12 protein-coding genes are annotated in these 13,097 nt (G+C 52.6%); 2 read left to right on the top strand and 10 right to left on the bottom strand.

Features of this window, described 5'->3' with window-relative positions:
• Positions 1-12 precede the first annotated feature (12 nt).
• The 7 genes from QS713_RS02950 to QS713_RS02920 all read right to left on the bottom strand — a co-directional run bounded on the left by QS713_RS02950 (position 13) and on the right by QS713_RS02920 (position 5,835).
• Positions 13-630 carry a DUF6318 family protein gene (locus tag QS713_RS02950; protein WP_313272311.1) on the bottom strand — a complete coding sequence of 206 codons (618 nt, stop codon included), beginning with the start codon at positions 628-630 and terminating at the stop codon, positions 13-15.
• 131 nt (positions 631-761) lie between these two features.
• On the bottom strand, positions 762-1,442 hold the full coding sequence (locus QS713_RS02945) for a hypothetical protein (protein WP_313272309.1): 681 nt from the start codon (positions 1,440-1,442) through the stop codon (positions 762-764).
• 119 nt (positions 1,443-1,561) lie between these two features.
• Entirely contained in the window at positions 1,562-1,987 is a 426-nt protein-coding gene (locus tag QS713_RS02940) for a DUF6318 family protein (protein WP_313272308.1), read from the bottom strand.
• A complete protein-coding gene (locus QS713_RS02935) occupies positions 1,959-2,186 on the bottom strand; it encodes a hypothetical protein (RefSeq protein WP_313272307.1) in 228 nt (75 codons plus the stop codon). Before QS713_RS02935 ends, QS713_RS02940 begins: the two co-directional genes overlap by 29 nt.
• 659 nt (positions 2,187-2,845) lie before the next feature.
• Positions 2,846-3,694, bottom strand: coding sequence for a sulfite exporter TauE/SafE family protein (locus QS713_RS02930; protein WP_313272305.1), 849 nt, complete (start codon positions 3,692-3,694; stop codon positions 2,846-2,848).
• Between the two features lie 206 nt (positions 3,695-3,900).
• Positions 3,901-4,926 (bottom strand): class II fructose-bisphosphate aldolase, encoded by a 1,026-nt coding sequence (fbaA, locus tag QS713_RS02925; RefSeq protein ID WP_313272303.1) that lies wholly within the window; start codon positions 4,924-4,926, stop codon positions 3,901-3,903.
• A gap of 279 nt (positions 4,927-5,205) precedes the next feature.
• Positions 5,206-5,835, bottom strand: a complete 630-nt coding sequence (locus QS713_RS02920; protein WP_313272301.1) for a TrmH family RNA methyltransferase — start codon at positions 5,833-5,835, stop codon at positions 5,206-5,208.
• A gap of 93 nt (positions 5,836-5,928) precedes the next feature.
• Here QS713_RS02920 and QS713_RS02915 point away from each other — a divergent pair, with 93 nt between their 5' ends.
• Positions 5,929-6,786 (top strand): HAD-IIA family hydrolase, encoded by an 858-nt coding sequence (locus QS713_RS02915; protein ID WP_313272300.1) that lies wholly within the window; start codon positions 5,929-5,931, stop codon positions 6,784-6,786.
• 512 nt (positions 6,787-7,298) lie between these two features.
• Here QS713_RS02915 and QS713_RS02910 read toward each other — a convergent pair.
• A complete protein-coding gene (locus QS713_RS02910; RefSeq protein WP_313272299.1) occupies positions 7,299-8,060 on the bottom strand; it encodes an SDR family NAD(P)-dependent oxidoreductase in 762 nt (253 codons plus the stop codon).
• A 138-nt stretch (positions 8,061-8,198) separates the two neighbouring features.
• Between QS713_RS02910 and QS713_RS02905 the strand changes: the two genes are divergently transcribed.
• Positions 8,199-8,969, top strand: a complete 771-nt coding sequence (locus QS713_RS02905; protein WP_313272297.1) for an exodeoxyribonuclease III — start codon at positions 8,199-8,201, stop codon at positions 8,967-8,969.
• Positions 8,970-9,161: 192 nt separating this feature from the next.
• On the opposite strand, the gene QS713_RS02900 is transcribed toward QS713_RS02905, so the two are convergent.
• Together QS713_RS02900 and clpB are read right to left on the bottom strand one after the other, a co-directional pair.
• The gene (locus QS713_RS02900) at positions 9,162-9,977 is read right to left on the bottom strand and encodes a serine hydrolase domain-containing protein (RefSeq protein ID WP_313272296.1); all 816 of its coding nucleotides are present in this window, start codon (positions 9,975-9,977) and stop codon (positions 9,162-9,164) included.
• A 425-nt stretch (positions 9,978-10,402) separates the two neighbouring features.
• Positions 10,403-13,000 (bottom strand): ATP-dependent chaperone ClpB, encoded by a 2,598-nt coding sequence (gene clpB, locus QS713_RS02895; protein ID WP_313272294.1) that lies wholly within the window; start codon positions 12,998-13,000, stop codon positions 10,403-10,405.
• Between the last annotated feature and the right edge of the window lie 97 nt (positions 13,001-13,097).

Below are 13,097 nucleotides of genomic sequence, written 5' to 3'. Positions count from 1 at the left end.
CGTATCGTTTCTTTACTTGTCGTTCACAAACGTGGTTTTGCAGTCTGCTACGACCCAGTGATCTGTTTTCCATGAGAGGTTGCATTCATTATTGATGCGGGGAGATTTAATAACTTGCTTTCCGTCTTTTTGTTCAGGAGTGTGGAATTCGTACTTGACTTTATCTGGACTCAAGGTGATTACAAGGTCTCCGATTTCTCCTTTTTCGGGCGCATGGGTTATGCCCATACTCGTATTGCTTGTGTCGAAGTTCTTGTACCATTCGCCTTTTTCACGAGCTTGGTCGATATTTGTAATGATTTTTTTGCATTCTTTAGCTGTTTCTTCGGAACAGAGTTGTTCGAGAGGTTTTGTGTCGTAGGTACTGTATGAGTATCCGATTAGTTCCGTGAAGTAGGCAGCTACTTTGAACGCGCCCCGTTCAGTGTGTTCCCGGCCTTCTTCGGGGTATTCAGGTTTTTCTTGAGGGTAGCGTTCAGCCGGTGGTGGAGAAGAGGCCTCCCCGCCTGCTTTTTGCTCTAGTTCATTTGCGCTTGTGTGGCTGCAAGCTGATAGTGCCGGTGTGCATGCTAGGAGGATTGCACTGAGGATAGCTAGCTGGGATTTGCGGTTGTTAACAGTATTACGCATTACTGACTCTCCTTAATACAAGGTATGGGAACTGAACTTTTCGAAAATCTGGTGGTTTTGGTTTTGGATGGTGGTTATTTGGCCTATTTGGGGGCTGGTTGGTTATTTGGCCTATTCGGCTGGCTGGTTGGTTATTCGTCCCATCCGGGAGTGACGACTAGGGATGAGCGGGGGCGTTTAGCATCAAACATGCTACTGACCTCATGGGTAGTGCGATTAGTGTCGAGCGTGAACACTTGCCCATCGACTTTCACTCGCGCACTCCAAAACGTAGTGGAATGAACCTCAATATTACGCAGCGGCTCCACATACTCATGCACCAACGACTGATTAGGATACGGAGCACCATCACCACTGAACAACTGCGTCCTCCCATCCGCATAATCCAACCGGTGAGTAGTCACATACCAACTAACCTCCGCCCCATCAACCCGCGAGGTCTTAGACGTATTCGTATAGTAGAAAATAGTTGGCAACCCAGTCCACACCCACCCCCGATCAGGCTGGACATGCAACCGTGGTTGAGGCGGACTATCAGCAGCCACCGCCGCAATCGCCTTCTGAAAAGGAGTCACCACCTTCGGCTCCTCCCCCAGGCCAGAAGGCGCCGCAGAAGACTTAAACGACAAGTCCCTACCCCCACCCCAACCACCACTAGCCCCACCCCCACGGTAAGCACTCACCCCACCCGCAGCAGGGACAGAAGCCTCATAACTAGGCTGAGCAACCGAAGCCTCACCACCCGTATCATACGAATAAATAACACTCTGAGACTGAACATTAATATCTATATAACTCTTAGAAGAAGACATCTTCCCTTTGCTTCCAAAAACCGGTTGGTTATAGTCCGTTCTACGCTCATCCCCGCTACCATCGGGAACAGGTGCTCCCATTAGGGAGAACACGCAAAGAGAACACAATAATTGTTTGATCACTTTTTCTCCTCAACGAACCATGACGTGCCGTCAGCGACGATCCAGCTATTGTTCTTCCAAGAGAGATTGACCACGACCTCTTGATCCGGGTCCGTAATATTCTTTAATGGTCCTTTACGTATGCCGCTGTAGAACTCGTAGGTTTTTCCCTTGACGATAAAACGGAAAGAAATCTCACCTGGGATATCCTCTTTGGGAAGATACGCGCCCTTAAACGAGTAATCCAACGTGTCAACATTCTTATACCAAGAACGATCTTCAACAGTCTTAGTAACACTCTCTATTAGTTCCAAGCAGTTTTGCGCTGTCTTTTTGTCGCATAGTTTCTCAAGAGGCCTGGTATCCAACGTGCTGTAGGAATACCCAATCAGCTCCGTAAAATACTGTGCAACCTTAATCGCCCCCTTCTTGGGAATGCACATACCCTTCCTGCGGATACTCAGGCTTATCATGCGGATAACGCTGTGACACCGGCGGCGGAGGAACCACTGTCTCCTCAGAAGCCGACACCGACGGGGAAGACGAACCCCCACCAGAGGGAGACACTGCAGGAGAAGCCCCCACCGCGCCCTTAGACTCCTCACCAGAACTCTTACCACCACACGCAGAAACAGTAAGCACACAAACCAACAAGAAAGCCAATAGCAAAACTAGTCGAGACACACGATTACCAAAGAGGGTCCGCAACATCGAAAATCCTCAAACTCGCCTACACGAACAAGCCGCCAGCTAACAAAACCAACCGCTAAAAAGAACAATAAACGAACCCCACAAATAAAACCAGAGCCCAAACCCAACTGTGGAAAACATTCCCACAATCCGGACCAGACAAGCACGTCAACCCTAGTATTCCAAGCAATATCCGTACTCAAGACGAGGCCCCATTCCATGACCAACAGTTTAAGCACCTAACAAGTGGGACCTTCGGCGCTGAATAGCGCAGAGACACTAGGTGGGGATATAACTACATATTGTGCATATACACAAAAAATGTTCACACATAAATACGGCATATGGCGAACACTGCGATTTATCGAGATTTATACAAGTTCACTCCGTTAATATGCTCAGTTAAGCTACTCGCATTCCTTTAAACATTTAATAGGAGTGGCGCGAGCGACATTTATCTTGAGCCAAGGACCTCACACGAACGAGGTTCTACTAGGAAAAACAAAGTTGGGGGTACCTGGCGTGGTTGTGCCCCAACGCTAAATCAAAACACAAAGACACCCAAACGAGCCAGAACGGTTTCTCCCCATATCCGAACATGCAAAACGGAACTACACAACGACCGATGCGAGACTAGCTGCGCACACAATAAGAAGTAAGAATCCGAAAATGCGTTGAAGCATCACCGGGCGGATACGCGTCGACAGCGGCCCACCCACGACCCCACCAACCATGGAACCCACCATGAAAAAAACCACCACGCCCCAGTCAACGTTCAGCGGCTGACCTATCCGAGCAATCAGGCCGAAAACTGAGGCAAGTGACATTACTATAAGCGAGGTCCCAGACGCCTCCCTAATCGGGTAATGCATTAGCAAAGTTAAGACCGGCACAATCAAGAACCCGCCACCTACGCCAAAGAATCCAGTTAACAAGCCCGTTACCAGTGCCGCAAAAAACAGTTTCACCCCATTTCGCTTCCAGGTACCCCCAGGTATTTGCACCCCCGTCACATCCGCGGAGGCGCTATTTAACTGCTGATCAGGCCTACTTTCCGCGGGGGTACTTTGGGGGGTTGAAGCTGCTTGTTCCGCGCCGGCACTAGACGCACGGGTTTTCACCAGCATCTGCACCCCCACGACCCCAACCATCAAACCGAAGAGCGTGAACAGCAACCAACCCGGCACAAACGCGGAAAGTCTCGCACCTACTACAGACCCAACCGCAGACAATAAGCCGAAGACAACACCTTCCTTAACCCGCGCCTCATGCCGATTAAACCTGTGCGGCAACGCAACTAAAGAAGTGGCAAGAACAATCAACAACGACCCGGCGGCCGCCCCGTGCGGAGGCTGTCCCAACAGCAACGTCAACGCAGGTACCGCCAAAATACCACCGCCCGCCCCCAGCACTCCTACTACGAGTCCAACCAGCACACCCACGAGCAATGCAACGATCATACGGCTCCTAACTAAGTACCCTCTTCATCCTAAAGCTCCGTCGCGCGACTCACAGACGCAGCTGAATCCCTTTTGCCGCTACTCTGCCCACGGCACTTACGCTACCGTTTCAGTCAGCTTCGCCCACAAGAAGTTTCGCCCCACAAGAAAGGACCCCAACTCGCTAAAGTTGGGGCCCTAACCAGAAAACAGGTTAACGAAGAACCTTATTTCATCTTGGTTCCGGTCGAGCCGAGACGCTCACACGCCTCAACAACACGGGCACGCATACCAGCTTCCGCAGCCTTACCCCATGAACGTGGATCGTAGGACTTCTTCACACCAACCTCACCGTCGATCTTCAGAACCTCGTCGTACTTACGCAGCATCCACTCCGCAACCGGGCGGGTAAACGCGTACTGCGTATCCGTATCAACGTTCATCTTAATAACACCGTTCTCCACAGCCGTCTTGATCTCCTCGGCAGAAGAACCAGACCCACCGTGCATAACCAGGTCAAACGGACGATTGCCCTTGTCGAACTTAGCCCCAACTTCTTCCTGGATGGTCCCAAGAATCTCCGGGCGCAGCTTCACGTGACCCGGCTTGTACACACCGTGCACGTTACCGAACGTCAGCGCCGTCATATAACGACCCTTTTCGCCGAATCCCAGAGCCTCAACCGTCTTAATACCATCTTCAGTGGTGGTGTACAGTTTCTCGTTGATCTCACCAACAACACCGTCTTCTTCACCACCAACAACACCGATCTCAACTTCCAGGATCGTGTTGGCCTTCTGAGAAAGATCCAACATCTTCTGAGCGATCTCGAGGTTCTCCTTCAACGGCACCGCGGAACCATCCCACATGTGCGACTGGAAGAACGGTTCACGCCCAGCCTTAACTTCCTTCTCCTCAAGTTCAAGCAGAGGAATAACCCAGCTGTCCAGATTCTGTTTAGCACAGTGATCCGTATGCAAAGCAACAGTCACGTCGTAATTCTTCGCAACCTCACGAGCATACGCGACCATAGCCAACGAACCTGCAACACGATCCTTGACTGTGGAGCCCGACCAGTACTCGGCACCTCCCACCGAAACCTGAATAATACCGTCGGACTCTGCCTCCGCGAACCCCTGAAGAGCCGCGGTCAGTGTCTGCGACGAAGTTACGTTAATCGCCGGGTAAGCGAACTTACCTTCCTTCGCCCGGTCCAGCATCTCGTTGTAAACTTCTGGAGTTGCAATAGCCACTTTCGATGACTCCTTCGATGTAGACGTCAGTGACGCTCTAATTATCCCACACTAGTACCCCAATATCACCGGGGACTTAGTCCCCCTCCCATCACCTGTTCCCCCACCATCTTTTTCCTGAGGGTACCTGGTGTCTCTACGCTAGGTGCCTGGGTACTCGGGGCGGGGGTACCTGGGTGCTAGCCGGGTGTTTAGTTGCTCGGCGGCGGGGGTACCTGGGTGATCTCAACGCGAGGGTACGTGCAGGCTCAACGGCGGGGGTACCTGGGGTAAAGTGCGCTACCAGGAACGATTCTGAACACCCCACGCCCACATTGCGATCGCCGCGGCGTGCCCAACATTAATTGACCGCGTAGACCCAAACTGCGTTATGTGCAGCACTCGATTACACGCTGCCACCATCTCCGCAGATAATCCCGAGGACTCCTCCCCCATCACCAAAACCGTCTCCTTACGCAAGGAGGTACCCTCAAGTGAAACAGACCCCTCAGTATTATCCACACCAACCACTTCAAGCCCCCGGCCAGTCACATCCTCAAGAAACTCTTCAACACTCGGATGATGAACCACCTCAAGATAACGATCAGTCACCATCGCACCCCGCCGATTCCAACGTCGCTTCCCCACAATATGAACCCGACGTACCCCCATCCCATTCGCGGTACGCACAATAGATCCAATGTTGAAATCATGCCCCAGATTCTCAACCGCAACTTCTAACCCCAACGCCTCACGATCCAGCTGCTCCCGGATAGCACTCATCCGCCAGTACCTAAACCGATCCTCCACGTTGCGCCTATCGCCGCCCCTCAAAAACTCAGGGTCATACCATGGTTCCTCAGGCCAATTCCCTTCACCACCCGGCCACGGACCAACGCCCTTACGAACCGGCTCCACCTCTTCAGACAACCAGGTACCCCCAAACCATTTTCAGCTAAGTCAATGCACAACCGCATCGCAGTTTACTATGCTCACAATAGAAGACACACAAACGGAGGAATAATGACCACCAGCGCATATACGCTCGACGAGCTACCCCCAGTAAGATCCTGGCTAACCGACATGGACGGCGTACTCGTACACGAACAACACGCCATCCCAGGGGCCCAAGACTTCATCGACACACTCACCGATCTCGAAGTACCCTTCCTGGTACTCACTAACAACTCAATCTTCACTCCTCGCGACCTATCCGCACGGCTGCAAGACTCCGGGCTGCAAATACCAGAAGAGCGCATCTGGACCTCAGCACTATCAACAGCAGCATTCCTATCGCAACAATCCCCGAATTCGTCAGCCTTCGTAATCGGAGAAGCAGGCTTAACCACAGCGCTACACGAAGCAGGGTACGTAATGACCGAAACGAACCCCGAATACGTGGTCTTAGGCGAAACGCGAAACTACTCATTCAACGCAATCACACAGGCGATCCGATTCATCGAAAGAGGAGCAAAATTCATCGCCACAAACCCAGACGTAACCGGCCCATCAAAAGAAGGTACCCTCCCCGCAACCGGCTCTGTAGCAGCCATGATCACGAAAGCAACCGGGAAAACCCCCTACTTCGTCGGCAAACCTAACTCGATAATGCTACGCACCGGATTGAACAAAATCGACGTCCACTCAGAAACCACAGCGCTGATAGGCGACCGGATGGACACAGACGTACAAGCGGGGATTGAAGCCGGACTACGCACCCACCTAGTACTAACCGGTTCAACCTCAGAAGAAGAAATCACCCGGTTCCCATTCCGCCCATGGAAAGTGCACGACTCAATCGCCGATCTAGTAGACGTTGTTCGTGAGAACGCGCGCGCCTCATTCGAAAGAGATGAAGCTATCCAAGCAATGAAGAACTAACCTAGCGGTCCCGGCCTACCGGCTCACCGGCCTGGAGGGCAAACAGGGATCGAAGGCTTGTAGACCACAAAGCAAACAGGGATCCAAGACTTGTAGACCACAAAGCAAACAGGGATCCAAGCATTGTACGTCGCAGAACGAACAGGATTCCAAGCCGTTTCAAGAAATTGGGCCTGTAAGCCAGATGCTGGGACGACGGGGGCTATAGCCCACAAGCCGTCTAATACTGCTACGGGGAAGTCCTCTAATTGAGTAAGAAGACCACGCGTTAAGCGTGGTCTTCTTACTATCCCATCAACACAGTGCGAGTAAGGTGCCGCTCAAAGCAACCACAAACTCTCCTCAAACAGGATTTCTTTCCTGAAGGTGATTAAAGTGTACGAAACCACTCTGACTAATCCATGACACTGTCCTTGGAAAACGCTGAATGCATTACCGCACCTGCGCGATCTGTGTTGGTGCCTGAGGTACCCCCGGCCAGACCGAGCGGCACCTCCTCGTAAAAACCAGCCCTACACGTGCGGCAAATGCCGGGTCACATACCGCACAATTCGGCGTGGAGATACCCGGCTGAGCGTGTCAGTAACCTTGTACTTTAATGAGGGTACCACCCACGTTTTTCCCCTACTAACAGCGCGCAAAGACTCCGACACAACCGTGTCTGCGCTCACCCAAACCACCGGGGGTACCTGGGAGGTATCAAGCACAAAATTATCGTGAAAATGCGTCCGAACCATACCGGGTACCACAGCCGTGCAGGTCACATTAGTACCCTTCAGCTCCTCAGCTAATCCTTCAGAAAACGACCTCACCCAGGCTTTATGCGCCGAATAAGTACCCATCCCCGTTTCAGAAGCCACAGATGATACATTCAATATCGCTCCCCGACCTCGCCCAACCATTTCCCGCGCCGCAGTGTGACACAGCTCCATCACTGCGCGTACCATCACGTCAAGGCCATAGTTCTCGTCCTCCAGAGAGTTTTCAAGAAACGACGACCCCAAACCAAAACCAGCATTATTAACCAGCAGCCCAACGGGGTACCTGGAGGCGCGCAGACGGTGTTGCACTTCTTGGCGATATTGCTTAGCAGAAAGATCAGCCACAATGACCTCCGCGCGCACACCGCATGCCTGCTCGAGTTTATTCGCTAGATGCTCAAGTTTCTCTCGGCGCCTTGCTACAAGCACCACGTTGTGCTTTGCGGTAGCTAACTGCCACGCGAACTCTTCCCCAAGACCACTACTTGCACCTGTGATTAACGCTGTTCCCATACCTCCACATTAGCGAAGGTCCCCCCGCCATACATTAGTGAAAGCACCCCCATGCATTGGCGAAAGTACCCCCATGCATTGGCGCAAGCACCCCCATGCATTGGCGCAAGCACCCCCTCAATCCGCTACCATCTAGGCATGAGACTTGTAACCTGGAATATCAACTCAATCCGCGCTCGCATCGACCGCGTGATCGCGTTCTTGGAGCGATCTAACACCGATGTCCTTGCTATGCAAGAACTAAAATGCAAGCCCGACCAATTCCCGTTCGACAGGTTCGAAGATGCCGGTTATGAAGTAAAAATGACTGGCATGAACCAGTGGAACGGTGTCGCTATAGCCTCTCGAGTCGGATTAAAAGACGTGGAAACCAATTTCCCCACGCAACCCACCTTCAAAGACAAGTTGGAGGCGCGTGCAATCAGCGCTGTTTGTGACGGGGTAAGGGTGTGGTCACTCTATATTCCAAACGGGCGGACCCTGCAGGACCCTCACTACCAATACAAGCTGGAATTCTTAAATAATCTCGCGAACTACACTCGAGGGTACCTGGAGAAATCCACTACCCCCTTAGCGTTAGTGGGAGATTGGAACGTCGCTCCTCTGGATGAAGACGTGTGGGATATCAGTGTTTTTGAAGGTGACACGCATGTTTCCGAACCTGAACGAATGGCATTTAACCAATTCTCCCGCCTGGGGATGAAGGAACTAACCCGCGAATATGTCACAAACTACACGTACTGGGATTACCAAAAACTTCGGTTCCCCAAAAATGAAGGCATGCGAATTGATTTCGTTTATGCCTCACCAGACCTGGCGGAACGCGCTATCGGTGCGGACATCGACAGGAATGAGCGCAAAGGTAAAGGCGCTTCCGATCACGTTCCAGTTATCGTTGACTTCCAATAGCCTCACAAGAATGGCCTAGCGTCCGTAAGCGGTACTAATGGGAAACGCTGCTCTGGCCCGCTAACCACTCCCGTTTGCTAGCTATAGGCTTCCGGGCACGGTGACCAGCTTCCGGCTACAGGCTTCCGTCCACCAGCTTCCGGCTACAGGCTTCCGGGCACGGTGACCATTATGCGGGCGGAGTGGGGAAAACTAGTTCCCGCATTGCAGGAGGTAATCGCCCAGCTGTTGCCAATGCTGCTGATGCCATTTGCCGAAAGGCTCATCTCCCAAGAACGCGCCCGCTGCACCCCGCGCAGGATCCACCCAGATAAAAGACCCTGACTGGCCAAAATGTCCGAAGGCACCTTCTGAAGCTTGAGGCGGGAACCAAGTTCTCTGCTTATCCTTCTTCATTTCCACCCCGAGCCCCCACGCATTATCCCGATAGGAACCATACCCGGGAGTTATCCCGCGTATCCCCGGATAAGTCTCAGTCAACATTTGCTCATGCAAGTCAGTGGAAATCAGCGTTGGTTCTAAGAGCTCGTTCGCAAGCGCCATGAGATCTCGAAGCGAACCAGTTCCACTGTAAGCACAGGATCCGGTGATGCTCGTTTCGACCATTCCTAAAGGTTCAAGTACCTCGGTTTCTAACCAGTCGTTAAACGCCGTTCCCACATGTTCTTCGACCGCGTTTGCCATACTTTCAAACCCAAAATTTGAGTATATTCTGCGCGTTTCCGGTTCCGCTTGGCGTTCATTTTTGTCGAATGCTACCCCTGAGGCGTGAGCAAGCAAATGCTTGATGGTGACAGTTTCGCCGGCGACCTCAACGGGGGTACCTAACTCCAGATGGCCGCGTTCAACTGCCACTAATACGCCAATAGACGCGAAAACCTTGGTGACCGACATGTAGTCAAACACCTCTGTTTCATCACCAAAAACCATCTGCGCCCCACTCTTTTGCATGCAGCCAATGGCACAGTCGAATGGTGGTTGCACCTCATCTGGTATTTCAAGCATCATCTACCTTTCGTTTCTATCTGCATACTAACCTAAACAAATTCGCGAACTACTCAGTGCCATACCGCCGGTCTTAACGCCCCCTCAGCCTCACCCCCTCCAGGTACCCGCTCCGGACTTTTGTGCGCCGCAGGTACCCCTCCCCTTTTCTTCCGGGTACCCCTAGTTATTAGGGTGCCTAAAGCCGCGTCTTTCCCCTCACGGATGCCGCAGGTACCCTCCTTCGTCTTTTCGGCCACCGCGAGCAAAAGTTGATACAGTAACGCCCAACCGGCTACGAGGGGAGCTAAGGAGCTTATTCAGCGGGGGTACCTACGGTGAAAAGTCGAGAACGCAGCCAGGTATATCTGTAAAAAGAAGTGCGCGCCTTCCCAGTGGAAGAGCGCGCACTTCAACAGATTCCCCCAGTTACGGACCGGGGGTACCTTCTACTCGGTTACCGCTAGCGACAAAACATCATCACCTTCGGCGACCCCAACCTCAACAACACTTCCATCATCAACACCGCCGCTAAGAATCAGCTTCGCCAAGCGGTCCCCAATCTCTCGTTGCACCAGCCGACGAAGCGGACGCGCACCGAAAGCCGGGTCATAACCATGGTCAGCTAACCACGCTTTCGCCTCATCACTTACAACCAGCTCAATGCGGCGCGACGACAAACGTGCAGCCATCCGTGCAACCTGAATATCAACGATCTGAGCCAGCTCCTCACGAGTAAGCGGATCGAAAATCAGGATCTCATCAAGCCGATTCAAAAACTCCGGCTTAAAGGACTGCTTCACCATCGCCATAACTTGATTATGCTTCTGCTCATCACTTGAAGTCGGATCCGTCAAGAATTGTGACCCCAGGTTAGAAGTCAACACCAAGATAGTGTTACGGAAATCAACAGTCCGTCCCTGGCCATCAGTCAACCTGCCATCATCCAACACCTGCAGCAGAATGTTGAAAACCTCAGGATGAGCTTTCTCCACCTCATCAAGCAGTACAACCGAGTAAGGCCGACGGCGGACCGCCTCCGTTAACTGACCCCCCTCATCGTACCCAACGTACCCTGGAGGAGCCCCAACCAAACGAGACACAGAATGCTTCTCTGAATACTCACTCATATCGATGCGCACAATCGCATGCTCATCATCAAAAAGAAAATCAGCCAACGATTTCGCAAGCTCAGTCTTCCCAACCCCAGTAGGGCCAAGGAACAAGAACGAACCCGTAGGACGATTCGGGTCAGACACCCCGGCGCGCGAACGGCGAACAGCATCAGACACCGAAGTCACGGCAGCTCGCTGTCCAATTAGACGCTCACCAATCACATCCTCCATCGAAAGAAGCTTTTCCATCTCCCCCTGCAACAACCGCCCAGTAGGAATACCAGTCCAGGACTCAATTACCTCAGCAATTTCACCTGGCCCCACCTTCTCGGCAATCATCGGTTCGATGTCAGCAGTATCTTCCTGTGCTTCAGCCTCCTCAATCTGCCTCTCGATCTGCGGGATCTCCCCGTTTTGCAATCGCCCCGCTTCCTCATACCGGCCCTCACGCATCGCAAGTTCCAACTGAGTACGCAACTCATCGAGACGTACCCTCAAATCACCAACGCGGTTACGCCCCGCTTTCTCCTGCTCCCACCGAGCAGTCAGAGCATTCAACTCTTCCTGCCGATCAGCCAGCTCAGAACGCACCTTCTCTAACTGATCCTGACTAGACTCATCCTCATTATTAGGATCCGACTCCGTCAGGTACGACTCCTCCATCCGCAACCGGTTAACCTGCCGCTGAAGCACGTCTATCTCCGTCGGCGACGAATCCAGCTCCATCCGAAGCCTAGACGCCGCCTCGTCAATTAAGTCAATCGCCTTATCCGGCAATTGCCGCCCGGAAATATACCTATCCGACAACTGGGCTGCCGCCAAAATCGCACCGTCAGAAATCGTTACCTTGTGATGGGCCTCGTATTTAGGGGCAATACCGCGCAAAATTGCAACAGTATCATCAACACTAGGTTCCCCCACATAAACCTGTTGGAACCGACGTTCGAGCGCAGGATCCTTCTCAACATGCTCCCGGTATTCGTCAAGAGTTGTTGCCCCCACGAGCCGCAACTCCCCCCTCGCCAACTTGGGTTTGAGCATGTTACCAGCATCCATAGCACCGTCAGCGCCACCACCAGCACCTACCACCGTGTGGAGCTCATCGATGAAAGTAATTACTTCCCCATCGGAGTTCTTAATCTCATTAAGCACCCCCTTGAAGCGTTCCTCAAATTCACCCCGGTACTTAGCGCCAGCAAGCATTGAAGCAATATCCAAGCTGATGAGCTTCTTATCCTTCAAGCTCTCTGGAACGTCACCTGCGACAATACGCTGCGCCAACCCCTCAACAACAGCCGTTTTACCCACGCCAGGTTCACCAATCAGAACCGGGTTATTCTTTGTGCGGCGCGAGAGCACCTGAATAACTCTGCGGATCTCCGCATCACGACCAATGACAGGGTCCATCTGGCCTTCCCGAGCCCGTTCCGTTAAATCTTGGCCGTATTTTTTCAACGCTTCGAAGGTACCCTCAGGATTCGCTGACGCAACCGGTTCTGGCCGCAGCTCTTTCGTTACTTTCTCGAGGGTACCTGCGTCGGCACCCACGCTTTGAAGAAGCTCGCCAGCATCAGAGTTGGATTCAGCAACCCCCATCAACAGGTGCTCAGTCGACACGTACTGGTCGCCCATGCGCGAAGCAATCTCACCCGCTTTAGACAGGACGCCCATTAGTGCACGCGAGGACTGCGGTGTGCTAACAGAGGTACCCTGCGAGCTCGGTAAGGCTGTCAACGCCGCCCGGACCCTTGCCCCAACAGTTTTACGTGAGGCTCCCGTCGCCTCAAGTACCCTCAGCGCTATACCTTCTTCCTGGTTAAGTAGCGCATTCAGGAGGTGCATCGGCTCTACCTGCGGATTGCCAGCAGCTGCAGCAGTTTGCAACGCGTCCGCCAACGCCTCCTGCGATTTTGTAGTGAAGTTATTGTTCACTTTCGTTTACCCCTTTTCGTTCAGTCTCTAAATGAGTAAACAAAACAAAGGTTGAGTCTATTCCACTCAACCCTCTTTTATGAGTGTCATACATCAC

The organism is Gleimia hominis, assembly GCF_032085515.1.
Classification (GTDB): Bacteria; Actinomycetota; Actinomycetes; order Actinomycetales; family Actinomycetaceae; genus Gleimia; species Gleimia hominis.
The sequence above is the reverse complement of the archived record's forward strand: the minus strand, read 5'-3'. Positions and strand labels throughout refer to the sequence as shown.

Bases quoted from the DNA above. Each gene is read 5' to 3' on its own strand.
- QS713_RS02940 (WP_313272308.1), bottom strand. From the start codon at position 1,987: ATGTGCATTCCCAAGAAGGGGGCGATTAAGGTTGCACAGTATTTTACG.
- QS713_RS02905 (WP_313272297.1), top strand. From the start codon at position 8,199: ATGAGACTTGTAACCTGGAATATCAACTCAATCCGCGCTCGCATCGAC.
- QS713_RS02930 (WP_313272305.1), bottom strand. From the start codon at position 3,694: ATGATCGTTGCATTGCTCGTGGGTGTGCTGGTTGGACTCGTAGTAGGA.
- QS713_RS02915 (WP_313272300.1), top strand. From the start codon at position 5,929: ATGACCACCAGCGCATATACGCTCGACGAGCTACCCCCAGTAAGATCC.
- QS713_RS02910 (WP_313272299.1), bottom strand. From the start codon at position 8,060: ATGGGAACAGCGTTAATCACAGGTGCAAGTAGTGGTCTTGGGGAAGAG.
- QS713_RS02945 (WP_313272309.1), bottom strand. From the start codon at position 1,442: ATGTCTTCTTCTAAGAGTTATATAGATATTAATGTTCAGTCTCAGAGT.
- QS713_RS02950 (WP_313272311.1), bottom strand. From the start codon at position 630: ATGCGTAATACTGTTAACAACCGCAAATCCCAGCTAGCTATCCTCAGT.
- QS713_RS02900 (WP_313272296.1), bottom strand. From the start codon at position 9,977: ATGATGCTTGAAATACCAGATGAGGTGCAACCACCATTCGACTGTGCC.